Raw genomic sequence first — 26,300 nt, 5'->3', positions numbered from 1 at the left:
CTGCCTACTTCAAACGCCCTCTGAGACGGCCTCTCCGGGACGGCTGGTGGGGAGGCGTTCCCAGAGGCGGACCAAATGCGCGTGCAGGGCGTCCTCGGCCTCCTCGGTGGTCAAGTGCCCTATGAGCACATGGCTGGTCAGGCCGTCCGCGAGGGCCAGCAGGGCCCGGGCCTCGCGCTGCGGATCGAGCGTCGCAGCGTCATCGTCGGCCGGGCCGCTCTCGCCAGCCTCCGTGATGAGGCGGCCGAGTAGACCATGGAGAGCCGCGTAACTGATTCGGAGTTTGGCGGCGAGTGGCTCGCTGACGGCGGCCTGGGCGACGAACGCGAGCCACACCCGCGCCTCGGCGCGGTGCTGTCTGCGGAGCAGGGCGATCTCGGTGGCCGCGTGACCTAGGGCGGTAGCGGCCGACTGGGCCGGGCTGCTGGACAGGCGGGCCCGTACACGTTCGGTGATGCGCTCGCCGACGTGGTCGACGGCGAACAGGAGCATCTCCTCCTTGTTGCGGAAGCAACGCTGAACGGCACCCAGGGAGACCTCCGCGCGGGTGGCGACGTCGCGCATGGTCACTCCCTCAGGTCCGTGTTCGTCAGCGAGGAGGCAGACGGCCTCGGCGATCCGTCGGCGTCGGCTCTCGTAGTCCACCTGCTTGGGCATGTTCGGGCGCCTCCTTTTCCAATACGATCGTATCGCTTCTGGGTTATGGTTCCGACGCGAGCGCTTCGACACATGAATCGGGAGGACAGGAATCGTGCGGGACGCCCTATGGAAGATGCCGGCCGCAGCCCAGGCAGAGGCAGTCCGGAATGGAGACGTATCGGCTGTCGAACTGGTCGACAGCCACCTGGACCGCATCGCCGACGTCAACCCGCAGGTCAACGCGGTCACTCAGCTGATGGCCGAGCGCGCCCGTGAAGCCGCGGCGCAGACGGATTTACGCCGGGCCGCAGGCGAAGAGCTGGGGCCTCTGGCAGGGGTGCCGTTCACGGTGAAGGAGACCACCGCCGTCGAAGGTGTGCCGACCACGATGGGAATCGCGCGCTTCCGCGATCTGGTGGCGACGACCGACGCACCCCCGGTGGCCCGGCTGCGTGCCGCCGGAGCCATACCGATCGGGCACAGCAACATACCCACCCTGATCCTGGCCGGGATGCACACCCGCAGCGAACTGTTCGGCGACACCGTCAACCCGTGGGACCGGAGCCGGACTCCGGGAGGCTCCAGCGGCGGCGACGGAGTGGCCGTCGCCACCGGCATGGCCGCGCTCGGGCTCGGCAACGACTCCGGCGGATCAGTACGGATCCCGGCCTCGTTCTGCGGCGTGGCGGGACTGAAGCCCACCGTCGGGCGATTCCCCGCCGACCACCGTATTCTCGGCCCGGACGACCCAGGACCGGCCTCACAGATGCTGGTCACCGACGGGCCCCTGGCCCGCAGGATCGCCGACCTGCGGCTGGCATACGAGGCGCTGGCCGGGACCGACCCGCGGGACCCGCGGGCCGTACCGGTGCCCGTCCGTGGTGAGCCGCTGCCGGGACCGGTGAAGGTCGCGGTCGTCGCCGATCCCGGCGGCCACGGCGTCCACCCCACGGTCCGCGGTGCTGTCGCGGCCGCGGCCGACGCGCTGAGGGACGCCGGGTACGCCGTGCGGGAGATGGCGGACGTTCCGCGGCTGGACGAGGCACTTGAGGCGTACCACCGGATCGTCGTGACCGAATTCGCCCCGACCTGGCCGGTGGTGCGGACACTGCTCGGCGAGGGCGGAGATCGCTACATCGAGATGACGATGGAGAAGACCCCGCCCGCCACCGCAGCGGAGTTCATGCAGCTGATGGGCGTCTGGCTGGGCATCCGCCGCTCCTGGGCGGAGTTCCTCGACGAGTACCCGCTGCTGCTCGGGCCGGTGTTCACCGAGCCGGCCGTCGAGCCGGGGCTGGAGTCACGCGACCAGGCAGGACGGGAACGAGTCGGCTCGGCCATGCGCCTGTGCACGGTGACCAGCTTCGCGGGCGTTCCCGGGGTCGCCGTACCGACCGGAGTGACCGACGGCCTGCCGTCCGGCGTGCAGATCGTCGGGCGCGCGTTCCGGGAGGACCTGTGCCTGGATGCTGCCCAGGAGGTCGAGGACCGCCTCGGAGTGCTCACACCGATCGACCCTCGCCCGGAAGTCCCAGCGGCCACGCGGTAGGCAGTCCTACGACAGTGGGCAGCGAAACAGGCCTCCTTTCTGGCCGAGTGCCATCGTCTGCCGACAGCTGATCCTCGACAACAGCGCCTGCACCCCATCGGACGTAGCGCGCCGAATCGCCGACGCCATCCCACAACTGCCGCTAGCGTCTGCTCTCTCGCCAAGCCCTCCCCCCAAGGAACATGAGCGGACAACCAGCACAACCCGTCATCGACACCCACGTCATCGTCCGCGACGGCGACAAGATCCTCTTCTCGCAGTGAGGCGGCCCGTACGGCTACGGCCGGCGGCACATGCCCTCCGGCAAGCGACTGCGCTCCCCGTGTCTTCTGGCCGTCAGTGTCGGCCTCGTCGCGCTGGGACATACCGTGAAGTCCCCTTGATGGCGCGGGCCAGCCCTCGAGGTTGAACGCCAGGCTGATCCCGGCTCACGGCCCCCTGTCCTGGCCACAGCCGCCTCGCCTCTGTTGAACAGCAGCAGCGTGGGAAGTCCACGCACACGGTACTTCGAAGCTGTGGCCCGAATTTCGTTGACGTTGAGCTTCGCGATGGTCAGACGTCCCTCGAACTCCGCGGCCATCTAGTCCAGGGACGGGGTCACGGCGGCTCCTCGTCCGCCGTGAGCGGCGAGGACCGGTGTCCGGCCCCGAGCCGTCGACCGACACCCCACCGGCATCGTCCGTGCGTCTCAGGGGCGCGGCGCGGAATCGTGGATTCCCACGTCACGGAGCGTCTGCGCCTCCGCTTCGGGGGCACACGACGGTGGATCGGGTGCGAATGCCACCCAGCCGAAGACCGCCGCGAGCCGCAGACCCGTGGGAGCCCCGATGCCGACCACCGTGCCGGAAAGAGCCGCAGGAGCGACTGGAGAAGGACCCGAAGCGGTCCGGCCGGACCGCTCGTCCGTCCTGCCCCGCGGTACCGGCAGGACCGTCGCGCGCATCGGCGTACTGACCGTCTGCCAGGGCGCCCTGATAGTGGGCTTCGGGCTCCTGATCACGGGCCCCGCCCGGAAGGTGTGGCCGCTGACGGTCGAGGACAAAGTCAACGAGGGATTCGAGCGGATCCGTACGGGCCCGCTCACCACCCTGTCGTACCTCGGCTCGGAGGCGGGCAACACCCTCACGGTGATCACCATCACCCTGCTGAGTTGCGTGGCCCTCCTGCTCATACCCCGGCTGCCGATGTGGCGCCAGGCGGTCTTCCTCGCCCTCGCCGTCTCACTCCAGTCGCTGGTGTTCCTGGCTGTCACCGAGTCGGTGGACCGCACTCGCCCCGACGTGCACCGTCTCGACGCCTCCCCGCCCACGTCCAGCTACACCTCCGGCCACACCGGCGCGGCCACCGCGCTCTATGCCGGACTCGCGGTACTCGTGCTGTCCCGGGTCCGCAGGCCGTGGCGGTGGCCCCTGGCCGGGCTGCTGTTCCTCGTGCCGCCGGCTGTCGGCGTCGCCCGCCTCTACCGGGGCATGCACCACCCCACGGACGTGATCGGCGGAATGGCCAACGGCGCCCTGTCCCTGCTGGTCGTCGGCCGTGCCCTGTTCACCGACCGGTCCGTGGCCGCCGTCCCCTCACCACGGACCGGGCACACGGACGCGACCGCCGGGACCGAGGAGCGCGAGCCCGGCAGCACCGCCGTGATCTTCAACCCCACGGCGACCGGCGGAGCGGCCCGCGAGAAACTGCGGCGGATCCTCGAACAACACGGCCACCGCGCACCGGCGTTCATCGAGACCACCGCCGACGACCCCGGCACCGGCCAGGCGGCTCGCGCGGTCCGTGACGGAGCGACACTGGTCGTGGTCTGCGGCGGCGACGGAACCGTCAGGGCGGCGGCGGACGCCCTGGCCGGCAGTGGGGTACCGCTCGTCGTGGTGCCCTGCGGCACCGGCAACCTGCTGGCCCGCAACCTCGGCCTGCCACTCACCCCCGCCGCCGCGCTCAACGCCGCGCTGTCCGGCACCCCGCACCGTCTCGACCTCGGCCGCATCGAGGGCGACGGCCTCTCCCCCACCCACTTCGCCGTGATGTCCGGGGCCGGGCTCGACGCCGCGATGCTGGAACACACCGACGACCGCGCCAAGTCCGCCCTCGGCTGGCCCGCCTACGTACTCGCCGCCCTCGGCACACTGCGCACGCCCCGGATGCGGCTGACGGTCCGGCTCGACGACGCGCCCGTCCTGCACCGCACGGCCCGCATGGTGCTCGTCGCCAACGTGGGCGCCGTACAGGGCGGTCTCACGCTCCTCCCGGCGGCCCGGCCCGACGACGGACTGCTCGATCTGCTGATCCTCGACCCTCGCGGCCCAGGCGGCTGGATGCGTGCCCTGGGCGTCCTGATGAGCGGCGGCAGGCGGAACTCCCGGCCCGCGACCGTGGACACGCTCGCCCCCGAGGGCACCGGCACGAAGGGCGTTCCCGTGGAGTTCCTCACCTTCCGGCGGGCCGAACTCACCTTCGCCGCACCGCAGTCGCGCGAACTCGACGGGGACCCGGTGTCCCACGGGCGACGTCTCACCGCCGAGGTCAGGCCCGGCGCGCTGACCGTGCTGCTGCCCAACCGGGAGAAGTGAATGGGCACCGCCACCAAGGTCCCCGAGACCCGCGACATGACCGGCGACGAACTCTCGGCCGACGAGGCGCTGGCGTCGCTGCGCCGCTACGGCCGCTGGCCGCTGCTGCGCGACTCCTTCGTCCGGTTCCGCTACGCGGACGGCTTCAGCCACTCCCGCGCGCTCGCCCTCCAGACGGTGCTGTCGGTGATCCCGCTGGCCATCGCCTTCGTCGGGCTCTCCACCACGCTGCACACGGAGAACATCGGCAGACTCGCCGAACTGACCATCCACCGGATCGCGCAGGGGCCCAGCGCCGACGTCGTCGACGACGCACTGGCCCGAAGCCGCCGCAGGGCGGGCGACGGTGCCCAGATCGCCCTCTGGTTCGGCCTTGTCTTCTCACTGGTCAATGTCACCACCGCGATGTGCCAGATCGAACGCGGCGCCAACCGGATCTACGGGAACGAACGGGACCGTCCCTTCCACCAGAAGTACCTGCGCGGGCTCGTGATGTCCCTCAGCGCCGGGATCCCCCTCGGCCTCGGGTTCATCGTGATGGTGGCCGGCGGCGACCTGGCCGCAGAGGCGGTGACGGTGTATCACCTCGACGGCGACGCCAGAACCGTCTGCGAGATCCTGCGCTGGCCCTTCGGCCTGCTGTTCGCCCTTCTTTCGGCCAGCGCGATCTTCCGCCGTTCCCCCCGGCGCCGACAGCCCGGCTACACCTGGCTGGCCTTCGGCGCCGCCGTGTATCTCGTGCTGTGGACGGCCCTGACCTGGCTGCTGAGCCTGTACCTGGGCATCAGTGGGTCCTTCGACGCGGTCTACGGCCCGCTCAGCGCCTTCATGTCGCTGCTGATCTGGTCCTACCTGACCTCCATCGCCCTCTTTCTGGGGCTGTCCTTCGCCGCGCAGCTGGAGGCCGCGCGGGCGCTGCGGCCCTGTCCGATCACAGCCGACCCGGGAGTCTGAATGGTGGTCCGCGCCACGGCCCAGCGCCTTCGTGACCGTCGCCGCCGGGCGGCCGACCGGAGATTCGGCATCCGTCTGCTCGGTTCGGCCGCCGTCGCCGCCTTCGCCGCCGTCCCCTTCGGCCTGCTACTCGTCCTGGTCGAGGTTCACTGGCAGCCGCTGCGCCGTCTGGACGCGGGCGCGGCACGGCGGTTGCACGAGACCGCCCTCGAACACCCGGCGTGGACCGACACCCTGCGTTTCCTGTCCGACTGGGTGTGGGACCCGTTCACCCTGCGGGCGGTCGTCGCGCTGCTGACTGTGTGGCTGGTGTACCGCCGGGCCTGGCGACTCGCCGCCTGGGCCGCCGTGACGGCCGTGGCCGGCGGAGTCGTCGGGCTGCTGGTCAAAACGGTGGTCGCACGGGTCAGGCCCTCCCTGGAGGACCCGGTCGCGCACGCCCCGGGATTCTCCTTCCCCTCGGGGCACGCGATGACCGCGACCACCTCGTTCGCCGTTCTGCTGCTGGTCCTGCTGCCCGTGGTGCCGCGCGCTCTGCGGGTGCTGTGCTGGTGCGCCGCGGTTGTGTCTGTGCTCGGCGTGGGCTTCACCCGGATCGCGCTCGGCGTGCACTGGTTCAGCGATGTCGTGGGCGGCTGGCTCCTGGGCCTCGCCGTCGTCGCTCTCACCGCCTGGGCCTTCGAGGCCTGGCGCGCCGACGCAGGCCGCGGACATGCCAGGTTGAGGGAGGGACTGGAGCCCGAACTCACCGGTGCCCACCCCGAACCGGGCCCCTCCGGCCGGGAACACGGCGACGGGTCCGTACGCGACTGACGGCCGAGTCGGCCGAGTGAACTCGTCTCCGAGCGGCAGGGCCGGTCCCATCGGAACCAGCCACCAGGTCATCATCAACGGCCCCAGCTACCGCCCGAACAAGCGCCCCGAGAACCGGAGCGCCAAGCCGGACATCACAAACATCAAATAGCCGCTGTCGTGACGCCGGCAGGCCAACGGATGATGCGGCTGCGTGCAACGCTTCGAACACACCAGCAGTCCACTTCCGGAGGAGCCCATGTCCTGGTCAGCCGGCCACAGCGCGGTCGAACACGAAGACCTGCCGAAGCTTCGTGACCTTCTCGACGACGGCTACGACATCGAGGACGACAACGGTGACGGCTGGACCCTCCTGCGACACGCCGTCGATGTCGAAGTCGACGGCCACATACAAAGCGGCGAACCCTTGCACATCGACATGACCGCGTTCCTCCTCGCCCGCGGAGCAGATCCTCTCCGCAGAACCAACGGCGTCCTCCCAGAGGACGAGGCAGTCTCTCGCGGACACTGGCTGGCTGCCGAACTCATCAGGGCCTGGACCACACGACCAGCCGCACCTGGCGACAAGCTGGGCTGAGAACCCGATCGCCGACACTGCCTTCTCGGGCTGCCGGGGCGAATGCCGCGGCGGTCCGGGTGACCTCGTCGTGGCCGCCGTAGTTGATGCAGATAGTGAGCCTGAGGGAATGGACGAGGCCCTCGGGCAGCTTGTCGGCTCATCGCAGAGTTGGGTGTGGTCGGGGGCTGTCGGTTTTCGAGGTCGCCTGCACGGATTTCCACGCTGGGCTGCGCTCCTGTCCGGGCGTGGTGAGACGGGCGCCGGGGAGCGAGCTATGCACCGTCGTTGTCATCGCGCAGGGAATGAATCATGCTCGGCAGGATCCGGAACGCGGCTGACTGCTCGGTCCCGGTCATGCCGGCCAGCATTCTGACCTCGACGGACCGGACCGCTACGGTCGCCTTCTCCAGGCTCCGTCGGCCGCGAGGCGTGAGCCGCGCGGCAAGCACGTTCATCGACTGCCGTGTCACGAACGCGCCACGCGCGAGAAGAGAAGGAGCATCATCATGCCCGCCACCGGCCCCGACTTCATCTCGCTCCAGGCGCGCGACCTCGACGCTTCGCAGGCGTTCTACGAGCAGTACCTCGGCCTCGTCCGCTCGCAGGCCGGACCTCCGCACGCCGTCGTCTTCGAGACGAAACCGATCGCGTTCGCACTCCGCGACATCGTTCCCGGCACCGATCTCGCATCCGCCGCCCAGCCTGGAGCCGCTGGGTCACCCTCGCCATGCTCGCTCATGCCGTCCTCGCCGTCGTGCGCGCCGACGAGTACGCCCGTCGCACCGGACCGGAGGACCTGGCCCCGCTGACCTGTAAGGAGATCCAGCACCTGTTCCTCGCCATCACCGTCCGGCCGCTGAACGGTCTCGTCCAACGGCTCGGCTGGTCCGACTGGCGACGCCGCCATCAGGCACGATCACAGACCAGCCCCTACCGACGACAGGCCGCAGCCCGGACATGAAGATCACGATCTACAGCTGGACCACGCCGTGTTGCTCTGCCGAGTGGTCGAGCCTGACAACTGGTGCCCTTCCTGCGACTGTCCGGGGGTGCCTCGCGGCAGCGTGCTGTGCCGACCGGCGCACGTCCCGCTCGGCCGGCGGGCAACGATCCCGCACGTCCGCATCCGCCGCTACCGCTGCCCGGGCTGCGGGCAGGTCTGGCGTCAGGACGCGACCGCGGCCGACGCGCCGAGGGCGAAACTGTCGACGCAAGCGGTGATGTGGGCGTTGAAGGTTGAAGAGTGTCGTCATAGACCGAATGTCGATCTCCCGGATCGCCGCCGGGCTCGGGGTGTCCTGGCACACCGCCAACGACGCCGTCTTCGCGATCGGCCAGCAGTTGCCGATCCCCGACCCGACCCGCTTCGACGGTGTCCAAGTCCTGGGCGTGGATGAGCACGCGTGGCGCCACACCCGCCGCAGGGACACGTTCTTCACCGTCGTCATCGACCTCACCCCGGTCCGCGACGGCGCCGGACCGTCGAGACTGCCGGACATGGTCGAAGGCCCGTCCCAGCAGGTGTTCAAAACCGGCGATGCGCTGGACCGACGCCGCCAACGCGTCCAGCAAGAGACCTGCGGGCACCACAGCCGGGTCGGTGATCCGCTCTACCGCATCCGCAGCGTGCTGCGCACCGGCGTCGGCCTGCTCACCGACCGCCAACACGCCCGACTCGCCAGGGTATTCACTGCTGATGAGCACACTGCGGTCGAGGCAATCTGGGGCACCTACCAGCGCATCGTGTCCGCCTGCCGACATCCTGACCGCCGCGTCGGCAAGACCGGCCTCACCGCCGTCATCAAACAATCAGCCACGGCGTCCCGGCCGGACTGCCCGAGCCAAGTCGACTCGGCAGAACGCTGAAACAACGCGCCGCTGACATGCTGGCCTGCTTCGACCCACCCCGCACGTCCAACGGCCCGACCGAGGCCATCAACGGCCGACTCGAACACCTCCGCGGCACCGCCAATCGGCTTCCGCAACCTGACCAACTACATCAGCCTCAGCCTGCTCGACACCGGCGGCTCAGGCCCCGACTACACCCCCTTCCGCGATGAGCCAGTTTGTCGGGACGGCCGGACCGGCGGAGGCGCACGTCCAGGTCACGGAGGGACCCTCGTCGAGTTCGCGCTGGACTGCCTCCATAATCGTCATGATTTTGAGAGGCGACCGCTCATACGCCCGCCGCGGACTCAGACCGAGGCCTTTTCACACAGGAGGATGTTTCATGAATGACTGGCCCTTGACGCTCATGGCGGTACACGCCCACCCCGACGACGAGGCCACCGGAACAGGAGGTGTCCTCGCCCGGTACGCGGCGGAGGGCATTCGCACGGTCCTCGTGACGTGCACCGACGGCGGTTGCGGTGACGGACCGGGGGGTGCCAAGCCGGGCGGTCCCGGGCACGATCCGGCGGCCGTCGCCTTGATACGGCGTGAAGAACTCGAGGCAAGCTGCGAAGTCCTGAAGATCAGTCATCTGGAGATGCTGGACTACGCCGACTCCGGGATGATGGGCTGGCCTACCAATGACGCCCCCGGCTCCTTCTGGCAGACACCGGTGGAGGAGGGCGCTGCCCGACTCGCGGAACTCTTGCGGCGCTACCAGCCCGATGTGGTGGTCACCTACGACGAGAACGGCTTCTATGGCCACCCCGACCACATCCAGGCCAACCGCATCACGATGGCGGCGCTGGCGATGACCGCGCTGACACCGAAGGTGTACTGGACGACGGCACCCCGCTCGATGATGCAGCGGTTCGGGGAGGTCATGCGCGAGTTCGGGGTGGACGGGCAGGAGCCGGATCCCGCTGAGGCCGCCGCGATGGCCGAGATCGGACTCCCCGACGAGGAGATCACCACCTGGGTGGACACCACCGCGTTCGGCGGCCAGAAGTTCGATGCGCTGGCCGCGCACGCCAGCCAGGGCGAGAACATCTTCTTCCTCAGGATGGGCCAGGAGAGGTTCACCGACTTGATGGGCGTCGAGACCTTCGTACGTGTCCAGGACACCACCGGCGCGGCCGTGCCCGAGAGTGACCTCTTCGCCGGACTGCGCTGATCCGCCCGCCCACCAGGGGTCAGAGAGCTCATGGTCCGTACGGCTCGATCGGGCGTGCTCGCACACCCGGAGGCTCGTTCACGTGGGTTCCGCTCCGGCGGCCCTTGATCATCAGGGTGGCACTGCTCGGTCGCGTGGCGGTTACGAGGACGCCAGTCCCCCGAGGCTGCTATATCGCGTCAAGCCGCTGGGGCGAGATTCCCGGAGTCCCTGCCGGCGTCTCGGTCGGAATGTTCGAGGATCTTGAAGAGCTGACGGCAGATTGCTCGCTTGAGGCAGCGTTGCGCGTCGCGAGAGGTCTTCGGTGCGGGGGTGATACGGGATCTTGAACCAGTCCGGGGAGGAACGACGGCCGGGATGTTGCCGTAGTAGTGCGCGCCCCAGCCCGCGTGCAGAGTCGGTCAGGTGCAGGCCGTGCCGGGCGGCCCGTACATCGGCCATCCCTAGCTCGCGCAGCGGGACGCGGACGGGTACCAGACGTAGGCCACCATGCGGTTTCCCGCCCACCAGGCGTCCTTGTGGCCCATCTCCAGCTTGCCGTCAAGTACGTCCGCACGGCGCGAAAATTCAAGATCACCTCGGCGGCCACTGCGACACAATCACCGGATGATCGGCAACCGGATCACCTATCGCACCGCGGACGGCGTCCGCATACCCGGAACCTGGCGACACGCCTTCATCCGCAACGGCAGCTACTTCCTGACCGACCTCTTCATCTATGCCGACGGACTCATCGACTGCTGGGGCCTGGTCACCATCGAGGAGTTCGAGGAGAAGCTCCGGTCCGGGTGGGTTGCTACGACCCTGCCGGACGGTGCTGAGGCATCCGCGCATGACCTGGCGTACTGGAGGTTCAGCGAGCCCCGGAGCTGGCTCACCCCTGAACTGCTGGTCGCCGAAGTCCGCGACACCATCGACCAGCTCAACGGGCGCCCCGACTCGACGGGTCGCTGCCTGGCCGCCGTCGACACCTTCCTCGCCGATCGGACAGAGGAGAACAGGGCCGCAGCCCGCTTGGCGTTCCTGGCCATCCCCGCCTCCCAGCGCCGATACGCGCTGGGCGACATGGACAGCAAGGACGGGCCGCTGCGGGTACTGGTGGCAGGGCCCGGAGGCCGGACCTACCTGCCCATCGACCCGACGGTCACACAAGAGGCCTACGACAGGGCCCTCGCGTACTTCGAGGAGCGGGCCCACTGGAGGGCCGAGCGGCAAGCCCACGTCTCAGCTGACGGGCCGGCAGCTCCGCACGCTCCCGCGGTCCACCTCTACCACTCCCATCCGAACAAGCCGGTGCCCGACCCCGGCCTACTCGGCCTGCGCAACGACTACCCCGCCCCGATCACCGTAGGAAAGGTCAGCTACCCCTCGGTCGCCCACGCCTACTGGGCCCTGTCGGTCGCTCAGCCAGAGGTCGGCGTCACGGTCGCGACGGCGGACACCGCTGCCGCAGGACGCAAGATCGCGGCCGGGGCACCGCGCCGCGAGGGCTGGGAGCAGGCCCGCACCGCCGTTATGACCAGCCTGCTGCGCGCCAAATACGATCAGCATCCCGAGCTGGCCGAGATCCTGCTGGCGACGGACGACGCCACGGTGATCTACGACGACGTGGACTCGGCCTTCTGGGGTGACAACGCCGGCCGAGGCCGCAACTGGACCGGCCGTCTCCTCGAACTTGTCCGCTCCGAACTGCATATGCGACGAACCACGATTCCCGGGCTGTAGGCGGAAGGTCCGTGTTCGCCGGCTGTCGGCCTCGGTGGGCGCCGTGCCCGTCGACCACCGAGGCCGACGTCGTGCACGAGTGGCTGACATGGGCGTGGGTCGGGATGGAGGCGTTGGTCTTCAAGAAGCTGGACGACGCCTACCAACCCTCGGTCAGAGGCTGGCAGAGATACAAGATCCGCGAGACGAGCGAGGCGATCGTCGGCGCGGTCATCCGTGGGCAGGCTGGGCGTCGACGTCGCCCGCGGCACCTCCGGCCGGTGGCGCCACCCCGCACGCCGGCACCTTGCCCGCCCGGCCTCTCCCCACGCCGGGACCCCGTGCCCGCCCGGCCTCTCCCCCGCCGACGCGCAACCGGCTGAGCAACGACGGCACAGTTCAACTCCGGGCAACCGGCACACCGCTCTCCAGGTGACGGGACGCTACCCAGCGGGCCCGGACCGGGCAGGGCCTCAGAACGGGGGATCGTCGTGCCAGGGGCCGTCCGACAGCTCTGGCGGGCGGGGGGTGCGCCGCTGGAGGACGGCCAGGGCGTCCTCGACGCGGCCGAGGTCGATGAGATGGCCGGCCAGGTCATCGCTGTTCGCGGGGGCGTGGGGGCGCAGGACGGCGACGGCCTCCCCGGTGCGTCCGGCGCCGGCGAGCAGCTCGGCGATGCGCGACGCCGCGTACGAGGTGGCGCCCTCGGGGTGGGAGCGGGCCTGTGCGATCGCTTCGTCGACGCCGTCGCGGGCGGCGATCAGCGGCAGCCGTATCCAGTACAGGTCCCAGTCCTCCTCGCCCCCGCGGGCGGCGGCGAGGGCGTCGAGGTGTGCCAGGCCGTCCTCGGGGCGGCCCTGGCCGAGGCACAGGTCGGACAGAGTATGGAGGATCCAGTCGTCCCCGTTGCGGGCGTCGGCCTGGACACGCATCACGTCGATCGCTTCGTTCCCCCGACTGTGCCGGGCCAGGAGCTGCGCGAGCTCGAAAGCCGAGTTGGGGTCGTGGGCCACGGGTCCGTCGGCCTGCCGGTATGCCGCGATCGCCCCTTCCACGTCGCCGCGCTCCTCCAGCAACCTCGCGAGCCGTTGTACGGCGTACCCCGAGTCATCAGTCGCCGCAGCTGCCCGAAGGTCGTCGAGCCGGCCGTGCCGCGCGAGCAGCGCGGCCAGTTGCTCACGGTTGTTGAGCAGCATGGTGCTGCCGGTGCGCAGCAAGGCGATCGCCTCGTCGGTGCGGCCCTGGCGCTCGCGGATCCTGGCGAGGAGCCCGATCGCCGTGTCGCGATCGAGGCCTCGGCAGCACCACGGGAAGTCGGAACACCGGTGCTCGGTCCGGGCGGAGACCAGCGCGGCGGCTTCCTCGTCGCGGCCGGCGGCGGCCGCGACGTCGACCAGTACCACACCGAGGGACAGCTCGCCGATGTGCGGGCGCAGCAGGGTGAACGCCTCCTCGGCGCGGCCGTGCCGGGCGAGCAGGCGCGCGTAGGACTCCAACGCCATCGGGTGTCCGGCCTCCATACGGACCCGGGTGATCTCGATCGCCTCGTCGACGCGGCCCCAGCCCTCCAGCAGCTCGGCCGCGGCTACGACGGCCGTCCACCAGCCGGTCGCCAGGTACGGGGCGAGCACCTCCAACGCGTCGGCCTGCCGGCCCTGCTCACCCAGCAACCGCGCCCACGCCAGCGCGCAGAACCACTCCCCGCGCCCGGCCTGCAGCTCCACCACGTCGACGTGGCCGCGTTCGAGCAGCCGCGAGACCAGCTCCGGCGGGATGCAGCCGGACCGCGTCCGGGCCCGGTAGTCAAGATCAGCAGCGTCCACGGCCACGCACCCTAGCGCTCGCCCCCGACACCTCGCCGACACCCCCGGCAGTTTCGATTACAGCACGGTTGGAAAGACGCTCCCCGCCAATCGGGGCGTCGGCGTGGAAGGCCGCCCGGCGCGAGACGTACGCCACCGATCAGGGAACACCGACCTCGCTGATCGCCTGTACTCCGCAGTGCCGATCGACGCCTTCCACCTACAGATCTGGGCTGAGCCTCAAAGCGATCCAGAAGGCCTTCAGTTCATCCGCCAGGGCGTAAGAAAGGCGCTCCAGGGGGCACCTGACGGCCGCCGCGGTACGCCGACCTTGCTTGACCTGGCTTAACTCCCTGAGCTCGAAAAGGGGTTGGTCACTCGGGCGGTGTATCCGTGGCGGTTCGAGTCGGTGGCGACGACCTGACCGGGGAGTACGAGAGCTCCCACGGACTGTCCGGGACGTGTCCCCGCCACAACAGCACCGCGTTCCTCTTCTCCCAGCGTGCTGCGATGCCGGCCCGGATCAGCCAGTCCAGTGACATCCACAGGGGGGTCAGGGATAACCAGGGGCTCAAGGTCAGCCCCATGACCAGTGTCGGCACCAGCAGCACGGAGAAGAAGCCCCTATTGACGAGGTTGTGACGCAGGGAGTAGTCGGCGGGTCGGAGGATTTCGGGGTTCTCCAGCGGAACTGCTTCCTCGAAGATGTGAACCTCACTGACCCACTTGAGCCGGGAAGCCTCGAGCATTCCGAAGAGCACGTTGCAGCCGAGCATGAGAAGGATGACCTTCCACACCGTGCCGTCGGCCACGGCAGGTATCCCGCGCACCCCGAAGGCCACCGGCGCACTGACGACGCAGGCGCACACCGCCATGGCGACGCCCATCAGTTGATGGTGAACGTACCTGGTCATCGCGCCCCTGTACTCCCGGCGCCGAGGGTCACCCCCCACCTCCGACATCTCCGCCCCGCACCGCGGCATCCAGCCCAGGCCCAGCCTCCGTAGCAGTCCCGTGAGAGCAGCCGCGCCGGGTGCCGTATGTCCTGAACGCCACCAACCGTAGTTTCAGCGGCCCGGTTCAACCACCCCGTTTGCCGTTCGGTATACACCCCCACTCCGACGGTGCCCACCAGAATGCCCGCGGCGAGCTGATCTTGAAGTATCAAGATTTACTCGGCGGTTGGGACAGATGACCCTGGTGCCGGAAGTGTGCCTCCTCCGAACATACGGCCTGTGGGGTTGCTGTGATTCGAGGGGCTGGTGCAACAAGCCCTCGTCCGCCTCTCCCCGAGTGGTCGACGGAGACATCGGAAGGAAGGGAGGTGGGCACGCTCCGCCCCCGATGCGATGCCTCGCGGAGTTCACGCAAGCGTCACCCGCCCGCCGGATGGCCGACGCGGCCCGACAAGCCCACGGTCAGCAAGATCACGATCCAGGGAGCAACCAATGGAAATGACCCCACCCCCCGTCGCTGGACGGGCGTCCGGCGTAGGTGCGCACAAGCGCCGTTCCCGGTGGCTCAGCGGGAAGTTCCTGGTGCTCTTCCTCGCCGTGGCGACACTGCTGGGCGGCGGAACGTGGTTTGCCACGTCCCAGGGACAGCAGGCGAGCGCCGCCGTCGACGACGGTAAGGTCTTCCAGTTCCCGACGGAGAAACTGGATACCGCGATCGCCTACTGGATGAGCCGGGGTTTCCCCTTCGGCAGGCGGACCGACAGAATCGACATGACCGACCCCAACGATCCCACGAACTCGGCGACAAACCGGGTCGGCTTCATCATGCGCGGAGGCTTCTTCCTCGACGCCGCCTCCGGGGATCTCACCGAGTTCATCCGGAACATACCCGGGACGCAGGAGCCGCAGCTCCTTGAGTACGACATCGACATCCGGCCGACCCGGGGCACGAATCGCGGTGACGAGCGGATCGTCCGGGACAACGTCAACGGCTTCATTTTCTACACCCCCAACCACTACACGGACTTCCACCTCTATCAGTACCTGGAAGGCCCCAACGCATCGGACGTGACCATGCCCGTGCCCGCCCCCGTGTGCCGGGAGAGCGGAGGAGCCATCACCTGCCCCAACCCCACAGCAGGCGCCGCCGATCTGCAGGTCACGGAGGAGACGCCCACCGCCGAGGAACTGGCCGACCAGCCCGCAGAAGGGCCCACGACCCCCGGCCCCGACAGCAACGACGCCCCCGTCAACAACCCGGAGTTCGAAGCAAGCAACAGTGACCTCCTGGGGATAGCGCAGCAGAGGGGCGACAACCAGGCGTCGGAGTGGGCGGTCCTCATCACCGCACTCTGGAAACTGTTCCTGGACCCCAGTAACAGCAGCCCCAAGACCGAGCTGTGAGCGTCGGCCTGAACGCTTCACCCGGGCCTTTGTCCGGACCACGAGTGGTGAGATGCCGTTGTCCCATCGATCACGAGGACGATCCGATCGAACCGGGTATCTGACCGGGGTATCTCGACCGGTGCCGCGCATGGCCGCAGAGCCTCTTGGTAGCCCGGGGATGTCGAAGTCCGCGGTATCAGGAGGCCCTGCGGCGCTCGTTCTCGGACCCAGCTCAGCCCATCCCTCAAGAGGCACTACCCCCATCCCCTCTCGGAACGAAATCACGCCTGCACCGTGCGTGGAGCCGTTTCCCCCAGGAACAAGAACTCCGCCCGCGTGATGCTCTTCCGGGCCGATCCGGCCCCGGCTGGTGCTGATCGCAGAAGACCAGGCGGGGCGCTGCCCTACCTGGCAGTGTGAGCTGGAATTCCCCGGTCAGCCCTGGAGGGTGGGGAATCTCCTCTCCTCAGGGAGGAGAGCGTCAACACCTTGTCTCTGGTTCATGTCCCGATCGGCCTTTCGTTGATGGTTCCTTGTGAAGGTGGGGGGTCACAGTGGTGTGGTGTTCTCCGTCTGTGTGCGTGTCGTTTCTCGGGGGCGTAGCGGAGGGTGTCGGGGTTGTCCGGACGGTGTTGGGCGCCATGAGTTCGCTGACCGCGGCCGGGCGGTGCACTTCGCCAGGTGGCGCAGGACTCGCAGGATCGTGGTGGTGGAGGTGCTGGTGACCGGGCGGTTGCGCGGTGCTCAGTACAGACGACGGCGTCGTTCTCCTCGATGCCCGCGCCGACGATCGACGTGTAGGCACGGCAAGCCGGCGTACATCGTGAACACGTTCTCCATGGGTCGCTTCGTCGCCGACATGCCCGGACTGGCAGGAGGGCGGCGATGCGTTCTCCGTCCCGTCGCCGACCCTCGGCGAAGTCGGCCAGGAAGAACCGCAGCAGCCCCGGCCCTCGCACCGGCCCCCTCCGTCCGCCGAACCGTCCGGCGTCGTCGACTGGCCTTCTACGGCCCCGCGTTCGTCGCCGCCGTCGCCTACGTCGATCCCGGAAACTTCGCCACCAACTTCCAGGCGGGAGCCCGGCACGGCCACCTGCTCGTGTGGGCCCCCGTCTCGGCCTGTGCGGTCGCGATGTTCATCCAGTACCTGTCCGCCAGGACGGGCCTGGCCACCGGCCGTGACCTGCCCACACTGTGCCGGGACAGCTTCCGCCACCCGGTCGTCGTGGGGCTCTGGGCGCAGGCCGAGGCCGGTGGTCATGGCCACCGGCCACGCGGAGTTCGTGGGTACTGCCATCGGCCTCTACCTGCTCTTCCCCCCGTCCCCAAGCTGCCCGCCGCGCTGATCACCGCCGTGGCGAGCTTCGCGATCCTCGCCCTCCAACGGCGCGGATACCGCCCGTTCGAGCTGGCGATCGTCTTCCTGCTCGCGGTCATCGGCCTGGGCCTCGCGTACACCCACCGCGGCCACCACCGAGTGAGGCCAGCCCGGGACCATCTGATGCATGCCCTCGCCCCGGCCGAACGTGTGGCAAAAGGCCCGGTCAGCGAACGTGTTGGCGTCCGGCCGCAGCCGCGGCGAGACATCCACAACCAGCCAGCACCAGCCGACCATCCGCTGCCCTCGACAACGGCACCCCGAACAGGGCTCGATGCAGCCCGTGCGACATCGATCCGCCCTTGGTTCAGCCCGCCGTACAGAGCCCCGTGACCACGACGGTGCTCTGGCGCGAGCGCGAGATCAACCAGCGTCCGCACCGGCCCGTCCGTGCACAACAGCGCGTCGCACAACTCGAACAACGCCTCGCCCCGCGCCGTCAGACACGCGTACAGCTCCGACCGGAAGTGTGACACTTCCGCGAACGCAATCCCGCAGGACGCCTTGATGCACCAAACTCACGACCACGGCCTTCGCGCTGATCCCCTCTGTGACGGAGCACAGGATCAGACGGAGGCCACCTTCACGTCCGCTGGACTGCGAAAACGCCGACCGAGTTCGAGCCGCGTTCGACACCGGACCACAAATGACAAGCTTAGGCTCCAGTCTCCGACCCGTACGTCACGTCTCCAGCGGGCTCCGGCCGACCCCGGCTCCTTGCTGCTTACAGAAGGTCACTGTCGTGAAGAACGAGCGGGAATTCTTTTCACCGGACGCCGAACAGTGGCGCACCGGGCCGCAGCCCGGGACCGCCGAGAGGATTCTGAGCAGGGACAAGGCTGATCCGGAGGTGCTGACCCGGCTGGTGCGCTGGGATCCCGGCCTCGACACCTCGCTCTCCGGCGTGATCCGGCACGAGTGGTTCGAGGAGGTCTATCTACTCGAAGGCGACCTGCACGACCTGACCCTGGATCAGACCTTCTGCGCCGGAGACTTCGCCGCCCGGCCCCCGGGCATGGAACACGGCCCATACCGGACAACCGGAGGCTGCGTGATGTTGGAGATCCGCTACCGGCCGTAGGTGCGCGGCGGCGGAAACGTCGCTTGCGGAGCGGCGAGGGCCGCGTCAATGGCGAGTTTGATGTCCCAGCGGAAGAAGTCGCCGAGATCGCGGAGCATCTCCAGCGCCCGCGCGGTGGCTTCACCGAGCCGGACGCGCTACACGGTCTGCCGCGGACGGGATGTCCACCGGCTTGAGGCACGCCATCTCCATCGCATGGTCGGCCCGGTAGGGCCGCGCGGTCGTCGGCTCAGTGGTGGGTGACGCCCTGGGCGGCCCCTTCGAGTTCGGTCCCCAGGGAGCGTTCTCCGCGGTTTCCCGCGCCTGGTGCCGGTGGCGAGATGTGCGGAGGCGGTGGCTGGGACCCCGGCTAGGCCACTGACGACACGCAGATGGTCGTCCTGGTCGCGGAGTCACTGCTGGAGCGGGGCGGACTGGATCTGCCGGACATCCTCGCCCGCTTCCAGCGGTGGGCAGCATCAGAGCCGAAGGGCATCGGCTTGCAGACCGAAGACGTCCTGACCAACGGCATGCCCTGGGACCTCGCCGCCGCGATCCGCTTCGCGGCCGCCGACCAAGAAGCCACCATGGACGCGGCCCGCCGCATCGCTGCCCTCCCCCACGGTGACCGCGCGGCCTGGGAAGGTACCGCGATCTTCCACGAACTCATCCGCGTCACGTTCGAGGACACCGACCCCCTCACCGCGCCCCCGGACATCCTGGCTGTTGTCCACCGCGACCACCGCGACCGCTACGCCACAGTCCTCGCGCCCGACTGGCACCCCGATCAGGCAACCGAGTTCAACGGTGCCATCTGGCCCTGCCTGGGCTCCGCCGTCTGGGCCTGCGCACCACCACCAGTTCCGAAGACGCGATACGCGCGGCGATCGACCTCGGCGGTGACACGGACACCGTCGCCGCCGTGACCGGAGGCCTCGCGGGGGCGTGCTACGGGCTGGATGCGATCCCCGCCCGCTGGACCCAGCCGCGCCATGTCCCCCTCCCAGGATTCGATGGACGGGTGCTGCACCTGGCAGAGTTGCTGCACCTTGCCCACCGCCTCGGAGGCTGAACCGGGCGCCACTCGGAGGCTAACCTCCTCGCAGGCCGACCCTGGAGCCAGAGCACCACGGCTGATGCTGCCTCCAGCCTTCCGATGGTCAGTCGCTACGGGCCGTTCCGATCCTCCTCACGGGCCTTTTCGGTTGCTCGGGCGAAGTCAGTTGGCGGGCTTGCCGAACCAGCGGGAGAGGTGGTCGTCCAGGTCCTGCTGATCGTCGCCGATCCAGGCGACGTGGCCGTCGGGGCGTAGCAGGACGCACGGCACATCCAGTGCCGCAGTGGGGTCCGCGAGGTAATCGACCCGGTCTGACCAGCCGCCGACGGTCAGGCGTTCGGTGCGGTCCAGCAGCAGGCCGCGGCCGCGATGCAGCAGACCGTAGAGGTGGCCGTGTTTCACATCGATGTCGGGCAGGCGGCGGCCGAGCAGGTCGGGGCCTTCGCCAAAGTCGTAGCGGATGCCGATCGCGGTGATCTTCTCGATGAGATAGCGGTTCACCTCGTCGAAGTCCATCAGTTCGGTGAGCAGCCTGCGCACGGCCTGCGGGCCCGGTTCGGTGGAGTGCAGTTCCATCTGGGCGCGGGTGTTGTCCAGCACGTCCTCGGCGACCGGATGGCGTTCGGCCTGGTAGGTGTCCAGCAGTGTTTTTGGCGCCCAGCCGCGGATGTGTGCGGCCAGTTTCCAGCCGAGGTTGAATGCGTCCTGAACGCCCAGGTTGAGGCCCTGTCCGCCGGTGGGTGGATGGATGTGTGCCGCATCGCCGGCCAGCAGCACCCGCCCGACCCGATAGCTTTCGGCTAGCCGGGTGGCATCCCCGAAGCGGGACAACCAGCGCGGTGAGTGCACGCCGAAATCGGTTCCGGCGATGGTGCACAGCTGTTGTCTGAAATCCTCGAGGGTGGGTGGTTCCGTGCGATCGCTGACTCCCGCGGCGGGGACTACGACGCTATATGCCCCTTCACCGAAGGGCCTGAGCCAGAATCGCTTATTGATCTCACCGATTTCGGCCACCTTGGCGGCGATCTCCTCCTGCGGCACACCCACTTCCATCTCGCCCATCAGCGTCTCGGTCCGCGAGGGCTCACCGGGGAAGCCGACGCCGAGCAGTTTGCGCACCGTGCTGCGCCCGCCGTCACAGCCGACGAGATAGCGCGAACGCAGTTGTTCGCCGTCGGCGAGCTCGACGGTCACCCCGTCGTCGTCCTGCTCGAAATGGGCCACCGCGCAACCGCGCCGGACCTGCGCACCCAGTTGGGTCGCATGTTCTTCGAGCAGGTGAACGATGACCGGCTGCGGGATGCCCAGCAGATAGGCGTGCGCGGAATCCAGGCCCTGGGGCGCGGGTTTGTTGATGGCGGCGAAGAATCCGCCGGCCGGACGCTGTCTTCCGTGTTCACGAATGCGATCCAGCAGTCCGCGCATTGCCATCAGCTCAAGACTGCGAATGTGCAGACCGACGATGCGGACGAACGACACGGGCTCGGTTTCCTTCTCCAGAACGAGTACCCGCACATCGTGCAGCCGCAGTTCGGCGGCCAGCATCGCGCCAGTCGGCCCGCACCCGGCAATGATCACATCGAACATGAGGGGCGCGCGATCGGCGCCGGAGCCCGACGACCGGAGTCCGGGGACGCCGCCCAGGGTGAAGTCGCGCTCGACCGTGTCGTTCGAGGACGGCTCGGCGGTGAACTGCGAAGAGGGCATAGGTGTTGCCTTTCGGGAGTGCCTTGTTGGCGAGGCTCTCCCGGCGACACCTACGTCAATCGCCCGCCCGTGACGGGAAGGGGGAGCACCCACATCGATACAGCGTTCATGGGTCTCACCTCCTTGGGTGGTGTCACGGTCGACTGCAAGCTACAAGCCCGAGCATCACCCCGTCCAGTCCTTTCCCAGCCACGTGATCACGACTCCGAACGGGCCCTACGTCCTGGCTGCCCCCCGAGGCGGACCGGGTCTCGGAAGGCACTGAAGCGGACGCCAAGTCGGGCACCCGTGAGGTTGCATGCGGCTATACCGAGCCCGAGCAGCCACAGGACTCTGCCCTCCGCGGCCAACGCAAACGGAAGATCCGCATCCCCGAAACCTGGCCCTGGCCCACCAACTCGCCACCCGCATCGAGTTCCTGCACCGCACACGGTCAGGCGCCGCGCGCCGATCGAGATGTGAGCCCCACCCCCCAGTGGGCTGTCGCCACGATCGACGCCTACCCCGACGTCGCACGGAAAGCCGCGTGACCGGCCGCCCCTCGCGGCTACTTTGCACCGTGGGCCAGAGATAGGAGACCGGGGCCGTCACGGGGAGGGATGCCACGGTGCCGCCGGCCTGGCGGAGAGCGTGTGGTTGGCGTAGGCGGTGATGGTTTCACGCGCCTCCCGCTGCTCGGCCGCGTGTGGGGAGCGCAGCGTGCGTTCCGCCTTCTTGAGGCGGGCGATGTCCGCCGTCACGGTGTCGGTCTGCGGGCGTGGCGGGTCCGGTGTCCGGAGCAATCCGGTGATGATCTTCGCCGAGCGTGAGCGGTAGTAAGTGGCGCGCGAGATACCCGCTTCCGTGCACAGCGTGGAGACGGTCAGGGCGCCGCTGGTGTGTTCGGGGTTGCCGATCACGATCCGCTCGAAGGCATGCACGACAGCCTGGTCGGTGCCCGGCCCTACGGGAACACCGACTGTTCCAGGGTGCGCCTCAGCCGCAGCGCGGTGAAGTCAGCGCGGCCGTCTGGAGGCCGGACAGTCCCGCCGGGGCGTCGAGCGGGCGCTGCGCCTGGGCGCGGGCGGTGGTCAGGCGGGGCAGGTGGACGCTGGGGCGGCGGGCATTGGGGCAGGTCAGGCACATGGTCAGCAGCGGCAGGGGCCGCCCCGTGTGCTGGGCCCGCTTCGCGCAGAGGGCGGTGGAGTGCTGGTAGAAGCAGTCGTTGTGGACGCCGGGGTGAAGAGTCTTCGTCAGGTGCTGGAGCATGATGCGCGGCCGGGCGGGGCTAGCGGCGATGCCGGGCAGGTCGCCCAGCTCCCGGCGGATCCGGTCGAACTCGGCATCGACAGGGCCGGCGGCGCCGCCGCTGGTGCGGTGGCCGTCGTTCCAGTCACGGTAGAGGTCCTCGACGTAGTCCAACTGGGCGATGGCGCGCTCGGCAGCGAACCCGGAGGCCGAGGTGTCCGCTTAGCCTTCGAACAGGGCGAGTTCGGCGTGCCGGGGGCAGGGCGACGGCCTGGTGGACGACGTCGAGCACGACCCATTCGGCTTTGTCGCCGGTGAGTTTGCGGTCCTTGAGGGCCCTGCCACGCAGCTTGTGGCGGATACGGCCGTCCGGGCCGTTCTCGGTGAACGCGCAGTCGGGGGCGAGCTCCCGGACTTCGGTGTCCCTCATTCCGGACAGGTACGCGATCACGATCCAGCAGGCCGTGCGCATCTGGACCACTTCGGTGGTCAGTTCCAGCGGGCCAAGGCCCGGTCGCCAAGGGCGTCCGCTGCGGGGCCAGTTCGACAGCGCGGTCCGCAGGCCGCCGGTCTGGTAGCCGAGTTCGGCGGCAGCCTCGGTGAGGTATCGGCGGACCTCGGCTGAGCTGGACACTCCGGTCAGTCGCGCGAGAAGGGCGAACTTGGGCGCATGCAGGACCCTGTCGATCGTGGGGACGCCCGAGTGGTGAAGGGCCTGGCGTGCGGGCAGGGCGAAACACCGCGGCCGGTGGCATGCAGCTCGGCCACGTACGCCTCGATCCGGGTCCGGGCGGAGCCATCCGGGTCGTAGAGCGAGTACTGAAGCGCTCGGACGACGTCGCGCCAGGTGCAGGGCATCCGCCGTACAACCCTTTGAGCGTCCAACGGGTCTCACCTTACGTCCGAAGTGTTCCGGGAAATCCGGAGGTGGCCGCTTCGCGCTACGGGGACCTGCGCTGACCACGCATGCCTTGTCGGTGTCCCCCACATCGGAGCACGTCTCAGCACGTGTCATGACACATGGCTCAACCACAACGAGCAGGGGGAAACACCACATGCGTCATCTCAAGATCGCCACTGCGGCGCTGGCCTGCGCCTTCGCCCTCATCCCGGCCGGAGTCGCCACCGCCGGGACCGGCCCGGCGCCCGCACCGACGGCACGCACCACCACTGCGGCGGCCTCCACCGCGCCGTCTGCCGACGGTAACCCGGCGAGCCTGCGGGCCCGGGCGGCCGGGGTGTGCGCGGACGCCTACCAGATCGGTTCCACCGGGTACATCACGCGCGCCGGCAAGACGGTCGCCTCCGTCAAGCAGTTCTACTCGCCGTCCTGCGGCAAGAACTACGGCTACGTCTGGGTCTGGCAGAGCTTCCGCGACGCCGTCGGAGACTACGACGTGACCTCCGCCGTCTACAGCTACTCTCAGGACGAGGTCCTGGGCAAGCGGTCCTGGACCAACACCACCGCCCAGGAGTTCTGGTCCAACGGCACCAGCACCGTGAGCGAGTGCACGGCCGGGTCGGGCACCGTACGGGCCGCCGGTGACCCCGCACCTGTGGGGGGTTACTCCAGCAAGCGCTGCTGAACTCATGCCCTCGGCGGGGGAGGTGACCAACGGCTTCCCCCGTCGGAGGGACAGCGCCATCGGCTCCGACATCATGGTCGGCGGGGCTGCGCCATCGCGGTCTTCTTCGCCATGGAATTCCGGTACTCCAAGTTTATGAGCGCGTTCCAACATCCCGTGTTCGCATGCTTTTCTACCCATCCTCGATCCTGGTGGCGTTACCCTCGACCGCTCGCGGGGTGTGGGTGGTGGTGAGGGCCCCGAGGACAGCTGCGCGGTCGTGCCGCGTGCCGCTGTGCGGAGTTCTCGTTGTCCGTCCAGGCGGACGTCCGCGAGCCAGATGTCGAAGGCCAGGTGCTCATTGCGCCGCTCCCCCACAACAGGGACAGGCGCCGGGCGTACTCGGTGGTCGTGGCCAGCGCGGGACTGCGTTCACACAAGTCGTCGAGGCATTTACGCTCGCGGAACAAGGTGTCCTTGCCGGTGGTGATGGCCATACGCCCGGACAGACGTGGTCCCGCACGGCCGCCCAGGAAGGGGGCGATGTCCGTGAGTTGGGCGGTGAGAGCGTCCGTGCGGCGCGCGTGCCGCCGGGTCGGGGCGGGGATCTGCTCGGCGAACGTCCTATGAGAACAACGGTCGTTCCCGCACACGAGACGACGTGTTCGCAGATCAAGTCGTACGTGTCGGCCGGCGACAGGACGGTCTGCCAGACACCGCTGGCAACAGCAGTGCACCCGCGAGGATCTCTGCCCGTACTCCGGACAGGCAGCCGACACCGCCAGCGACCGCACGACAAGACGGACCTCGGTGTCCTCGACTGCCAGCTGCTCGACCGGCACCCCGATACCCCGATACCCGGGAGGTGAATGTCGGCGACGTCTACCGCATCCATCACACCCAGGTGATGCCCACCCGTCCACGGTCGCAGCGCTCCCCCAAATCCAGGGCCCTTCGGCGTCCGGCGGCGGTGTTGACGTACCCGGCGAGCTTGAGCGCGCCGCGGATCAGGTCGCGGACGGCAGCGAGCACGGCAGGTGCATTGCGGGTTCTGACCTGGGATTTGTCCTCGCCGAAGACGACCTCGCGCACCCAGTGGACGGTGTTCTCCACGGTCCCATGACCGCGGGCCCAGGCGGCGACCTCGGCCGCGTCGGCCTGCTCGGCGGGCAGGTCGGTGATGGCGTAGACGGTCTCGCTGGACCACTTCTTCGCCCCATGCAGGCGGCGTCTGCGCTGGATGCGCAGGACCTGGCGGGCGTGCGGGAAGAGCAGGCCGTCAACCGTGACGACCTGCACGTAACGCTGCTCGTGGCGGCCGTGGCCGCGGGCGTCGTCACGGTGGATCACGGGCACCTCCTTCCATGGCAGCCGGTGGAGTTGGCGGGCCTGACCGCGCTGGTTGTTCTTGATCGTGAGGAGGTAGTGGGCGCCGCGTTCGCGCAGGTAGACGGCGTGAGCGTGCTGGGCGTGGAGAGCATCGGCGGTGATGACCGCCCCGGCGGGGTCGGCATCGTCGACATGGTCGAGCAGGGGCGCGAACTGGGGGATTTCGTTTGTCTTCGCGCCGATCTCACGCGAGGCCAGGGTGATGCCGTCGCCGTGGCGGACCGCGGAGAGCACGAAAACCTGGCTGCCGTCCGGGCGTCTTGGCCCGCGCGGGCACTTGCCGTCCACCGCGATGGCCCGGCGCCTGCGGCGCACCGGATCGGCCTGGACGGCAGCCCGGTGGGTCCGGCGCTGCTCGCGCTCCGGGCCGCCGTCGGGCATCAGCGGCGCCGGAATCGCGCGCTCGTCGGGAAGCAGGTACGTCACGTAGGCGAACCCGGCCGCGCTGAGCCCGGCCGGATCGAGGCGTCCCAGCACGGCGCGCAGGGTTCTCGCTCGGCACTCGGTAGCGGCCCAGGAGCGGGTGGTAGGCCAGGCCGAAGGCGGCCAGTTCCTCGGGGGCCGCATGCCGGCACCACTCCGCTGCCGCGGTGATCGAGTTGTGGCCCGCGGCGGTCATCGCGCAGACCACCGGGCCAGCAGGGAGGAGAGCCGGTAGCGCACCCCGCCGGCTCCGCGCGGATCGGTGAGCGACTCGAACTCGGCGACCAGGCTGCGGACTTGATCCCGATCGGCATCCTCGCGCAGGGCTTGCAGACGGGGTACGGGGCAAACGGGCTCCAGATTCGAACAAGCGGCAGTCGCAGCGGGGCCTCTCAGGCTCAGTTCTGGGTCACCGCGAAGGGGTCGATCCTAGGGCGGCGCAGCCACCGCGGGTCAGCTTCTGTTCGAACCGGTAATGTCTTCGCCGCGCAG

18 protein-coding genes and 9 pseudogenes are annotated in these 26,300 nt (G+C 69.1%); 15 read left to right on the top strand and 12 right to left on the bottom strand.

The window, feature by feature from the left end; genetic code table 11:
* Window positions 1–9 precede the first annotated feature (9 nt).
* Complete coding sequence (locus tag ACFPIH_RS23905; RefSeq protein ID WP_381174864.1) at window positions 10–657, bottom strand: TetR/AcrR family transcriptional regulator; 648 nt, start codon at window positions 655–657, stop codon at window positions 10–12.
* Between the two features lie 94 nt (window positions 658–751).
* Here ACFPIH_RS23905 and ACFPIH_RS23900 point away from each other — a divergent pair, with 94 nt between their 5' ends.
* Window positions 752–2,188 (top strand): amidase, encoded by a 1,437-nt coding sequence (locus ACFPIH_RS23900; RefSeq protein ID WP_381174866.1) that lies wholly within the window; start codon window positions 752–754, stop codon window positions 2,186–2,188.
* A gap of 277 nt (window positions 2,189–2,465) precedes the next feature.
* Here ACFPIH_RS23900 and ACFPIH_RS23895 read toward each other — a convergent pair whose 3' ends face one another.
* Window positions 2,466–2,768, bottom strand: coding sequence for a thioredoxin domain-containing protein (locus ACFPIH_RS23895; protein ID WP_381174868.1), 303 nt, complete (start codon window positions 2,766–2,768; stop codon window positions 2,466–2,468).
* A 247-nt stretch (window positions 2,769–3,015) separates the two neighbouring features.
* On the opposite strand from ACFPIH_RS23895, the gene ACFPIH_RS23890 reads away from it, so the two are divergent.
* From ACFPIH_RS23890 to ACFPIH_RS23880, 3 genes are read left to right on the top strand one after another with little or no spacing between them, the layout of a single operon-like run.
* Window positions 3,016–4,764, top strand: coding sequence for a bifunctional phosphatase PAP2/diacylglycerol kinase family protein (locus tag ACFPIH_RS23890; protein WP_381174870.1), 1,749 nt, complete (start codon window positions 3,016–3,018; stop codon window positions 4,762–4,764).
* Complete coding sequence (locus ACFPIH_RS23885; protein ID WP_381174872.1) at window positions 4,765–5,718, top strand: YihY/virulence factor BrkB family protein; 954 nt, start codon at window positions 4,765–4,767, stop codon at window positions 5,716–5,718.
* The gene (locus ACFPIH_RS23880) at window positions 5,719–6,531 is read left to right on the top strand and encodes a phosphatase PAP2 family protein (RefSeq protein ID WP_381174874.1); all 813 of its coding nucleotides are present in this window, start codon (window positions 5,719–5,721) and stop codon (window positions 6,529–6,531) included.
* Between the two features lie 247 nt (window positions 6,532–6,778).
* Here ACFPIH_RS23880 and ACFPIH_RS23875 read toward each other — a convergent pair whose 3' ends face one another.
* Both ACFPIH_RS23875 and ACFPIH_RS23870 read right to left on the bottom strand, forming a co-directional pair.
* On the bottom strand, window positions 6,779–7,126 hold the full coding sequence (locus ACFPIH_RS23875; RefSeq protein ID WP_381174876.1) for a hypothetical protein: 348 nt from the start codon (window positions 7,124–7,126) through the stop codon (window positions 6,779–6,781).
* 236 nt (window positions 7,127–7,362) lie between these two features.
* A pseudogene (locus tag ACFPIH_RS23870) lies at window positions 7,363–7,584 on the bottom strand (MarR family transcriptional regulator); the annotation flags it as partial.
* 12 nt (window positions 7,585–7,596) lie between these two features.
* Here ACFPIH_RS23870 and ACFPIH_RS23865 point away from each other — a divergent pair.
* The 5 genes and pseudogenes from ACFPIH_RS23865 to ACFPIH_RS23845 all read left to right on the top strand — a co-directional run.
* Window positions 7,597–7,797: pseudogene (locus tag ACFPIH_RS23865) on the top strand (VOC family protein); the annotation flags it as partial.
* Window positions 7,782–8,051, top strand: a pseudogene (locus ACFPIH_RS23860) (IS701 family transposase); the annotation flags it as partial. The pseudogenes ACFPIH_RS23865 and ACFPIH_RS23860, both read left to right, overlap by 16 nt.
* A 10-nt stretch (window positions 8,052–8,061) precedes the next feature.
* Window positions 8,062–9,127: pseudogene (locus tag ACFPIH_RS23855) on the top strand (transposase); the annotation flags it as partial.
* Window positions 9,128–9,320: 193 nt separating this feature from the next.
* The gene (locus tag ACFPIH_RS23850) at window positions 9,321–10,154 is read left to right on the top strand and encodes a PIG-L family deacetylase (RefSeq protein WP_381174878.1); all 834 of its coding nucleotides are present in this window, start codon (window positions 9,321–9,323) and stop codon (window positions 10,152–10,154) included.
* Window positions 10,155–10,760: 606 nt separating this feature from the next.
* Window positions 10,761–11,879: an NADAR family protein gene (locus ACFPIH_RS23845; protein ID WP_381174880.1), complete on the top strand. Its 1,119-nt coding sequence runs from the start codon at window positions 10,761–10,763 to the stop codon at window positions 11,877–11,879.
* A 452-nt stretch (window positions 11,880–12,331) separates the two neighbouring features.
* Here the strand turns inward: ACFPIH_RS23845 and ACFPIH_RS23840 are convergent, their stop codons facing one another.
* Window positions 12,332–13,681 (bottom strand): tetratricopeptide repeat protein, encoded by a 1,350-nt coding sequence (locus ACFPIH_RS23840; RefSeq protein ID WP_381174882.1) that lies wholly within the window; start codon window positions 13,679–13,681, stop codon window positions 12,332–12,334.
* A gap of 353 nt (window positions 13,682–14,034) precedes the next feature.
* On the bottom strand, window positions 14,035–14,574 hold the full coding sequence (locus ACFPIH_RS23835) for a hypothetical protein (protein ID WP_381174884.1): 540 nt from the start codon (window positions 14,572–14,574) through the stop codon (window positions 14,035–14,037).
* Between the two features lie 540 nt (window positions 14,575–15,114).
* Between ACFPIH_RS23835 and ACFPIH_RS23830 the strand changes: the two genes are divergently transcribed.
* The 3 genes and pseudogenes from ACFPIH_RS23830 to ACFPIH_RS23820 form a co-directional block, all read left to right on the top strand.
* Window positions 15,115–16,020: a hypothetical protein gene (locus ACFPIH_RS23830; RefSeq protein ID WP_381174886.1), complete on the top strand. Its 906-nt coding sequence runs from the start codon at window positions 15,115–15,117 to the stop codon at window positions 16,018–16,020.
* 189 nt (window positions 16,021–16,209) lie between these two features.
* Window positions 16,210–16,422, top strand: a pseudogene (locus tag ACFPIH_RS23825) (hypothetical protein); the annotation flags it as partial.
* A gap of 418 nt (window positions 16,423–16,840) precedes the next feature.
* A pseudogene (locus ACFPIH_RS23820) lies at window positions 16,841–17,446 on the top strand (Nramp family divalent metal transporter); the annotation flags it as partial.
* Between the two features lie 15 nt (window positions 17,447–17,461).
* Here ACFPIH_RS23820 and ACFPIH_RS23815 read toward each other — a convergent pair.
* Window positions 17,462–17,878: pseudogene (locus tag ACFPIH_RS23815) on the bottom strand (transposase); the annotation flags it as partial.
* Between the two features lie 244 nt (window positions 17,879–18,122).
* On the opposite strand from ACFPIH_RS23815, the gene ACFPIH_RS23810 reads away from it, so the two are divergent.
* Window positions 18,123–18,461: a cupin domain-containing protein gene (locus ACFPIH_RS23810; protein WP_381174888.1), complete on the top strand. Its 339-nt coding sequence runs from the start codon at window positions 18,123–18,125 to the stop codon at window positions 18,459–18,461.
* A 232-nt stretch (window positions 18,462–18,693) separates the two neighbouring features.
* Window positions 18,694–19,512: pseudogene (locus ACFPIH_RS23805) on the top strand (ADP-ribosylglycohydrolase family protein).
* 147 nt (window positions 19,513–19,659) lie between these two features.
* Here ACFPIH_RS23805 and rox read toward each other — a convergent pair.
* The 4 genes from rox to ACFPIH_RS23785 all read right to left on the bottom strand — a co-directional run bounded on the left by rox (window position 19,660) and on the right by ACFPIH_RS23785 (window position 23,065).
* Complete coding sequence (rox, locus tag ACFPIH_RS23800; RefSeq protein ID WP_381174890.1) at window positions 19,660–21,204, bottom strand: rifampin monooxygenase; 1,545 nt, start codon at window positions 21,202–21,204, stop codon at window positions 19,660–19,662.
* A 587-nt stretch (window positions 21,205–21,791) separates the two neighbouring features.
* Window positions 21,792–22,124, bottom strand: coding sequence for a hypothetical protein (locus ACFPIH_RS23795; RefSeq protein WP_381174892.1), 333 nt, complete (start codon window positions 22,122–22,124; stop codon window positions 21,792–21,794).
* Between the two features lie 55 nt (window positions 22,125–22,179).
* A complete protein-coding gene (locus tag ACFPIH_RS23790) occupies window positions 22,180–22,605 on the bottom strand; it encodes a hypothetical protein (RefSeq protein WP_381174894.1) in 426 nt (141 codons plus the stop codon).
* Window positions 22,577–23,065: a hypothetical protein gene (locus tag ACFPIH_RS23785; RefSeq protein ID WP_381174896.1), complete on the bottom strand. Its 489-nt coding sequence runs from the start codon at window positions 23,063–23,065 to the stop codon at window positions 22,577–22,579. Before ACFPIH_RS23785 ends, ACFPIH_RS23790 begins: the two co-directional genes overlap by 29 nt.
* A 421-nt stretch (window positions 23,066–23,486) precedes the next feature.
* Here ACFPIH_RS23785 and ACFPIH_RS23780 point away from each other — a divergent pair, with 421 nt between their 5' ends.
* On the top strand, window positions 23,487–24,017 hold the full coding sequence (locus ACFPIH_RS23780; RefSeq protein ID WP_381174898.1) for a hypothetical protein: 531 nt from the start codon (window positions 23,487–23,489) through the stop codon (window positions 24,015–24,017).
* Window positions 24,018–24,890: 873 nt separating this feature from the next.
* Here the strand turns inward: ACFPIH_RS23780 and ACFPIH_RS23775 are convergent.
* Window positions 24,891–26,168: pseudogene (locus tag ACFPIH_RS23775) on the bottom strand (ISAs1 family transposase).
* Window positions 26,169–26,300: the final 132 nt, after the last annotated feature.

Origin of the sequence: Streptomyces vulcanius (assembly GCF_042653945.1) — a bacterium.
Taxonomy (GTDB): Bacteria; Actinomycetota; Actinomycetes; order Streptomycetales; family Streptomycetaceae; genus Streptomyces; species Streptomyces mangrovi.
This window is presented reverse-complemented; position numbering and strand designations above follow the sequence as displayed.

Bases quoted from the DNA above. Each gene is read 5' to 3' on its own strand.
- ACFPIH_RS23905 (WP_381174864.1), bottom strand. From the start codon at position 657: ATGCCCAAGCAGGTGGACTACGAGAGCCGACGCCGACGGATCGCCGAG.
- ACFPIH_RS23895 (WP_381174868.1), bottom strand. From the start codon at position 2,768: ATGGCCGCGGAGTTCGAGGGACGTCTGACCATCGCGAAGCTCAACGTC.
- ACFPIH_RS23890 (WP_381174870.1), top strand. From the start codon at position 3,016: ATGCCGACCACCGTGCCGGAAAGAGCCGCAGGAGCGACTGGAGAAGGA.
- ACFPIH_RS23885 (WP_381174872.1), top strand. From the start codon at position 4,765: ATGGGCACCGCCACCAAGGTCCCCGAGACCCGCGACATGACCGGCGAC.
- ACFPIH_RS23880 (WP_381174874.1), top strand. From the start codon at position 5,719: ATGGTGGTCCGCGCCACGGCCCAGCGCCTTCGTGACCGTCGCCGCCGG.
- ACFPIH_RS23850 (WP_381174878.1), top strand. From the start codon at position 9,321: ATGAATGACTGGCCCTTGACGCTCATGGCGGTACACGCCCACCCCGAC.
- ACFPIH_RS23845 (WP_381174880.1), top strand. From the start codon at position 10,761: ATGATCGGCAACCGGATCACCTATCGCACCGCGGACGGCGTCCGCATA.
- ACFPIH_RS23835 (WP_381174884.1), bottom strand. From the start codon at position 14,574: ATGACCAGGTACGTTCACCATCAACTGATGGGCGTCGCCATGGCGGTG.
- ACFPIH_RS23830 (WP_381174886.1), top strand. From the start codon at position 15,115: ATGACCCCACCCCCCGTCGCTGGACGGGCGTCCGGCGTAGGTGCGCAC.
- rox (WP_381174890.1), bottom strand. From the start codon at position 21,204: ATGCCCTCTTCGCAGTTCACCGCCGAGCCGTCCTCGAACGACACGGTC.
- ACFPIH_RS23780 (WP_381174898.1), top strand. From the start codon at position 23,487: ATGCGTCATCTCAAGATCGCCACTGCGGCGCTGGCCTGCGCCTTCGCC.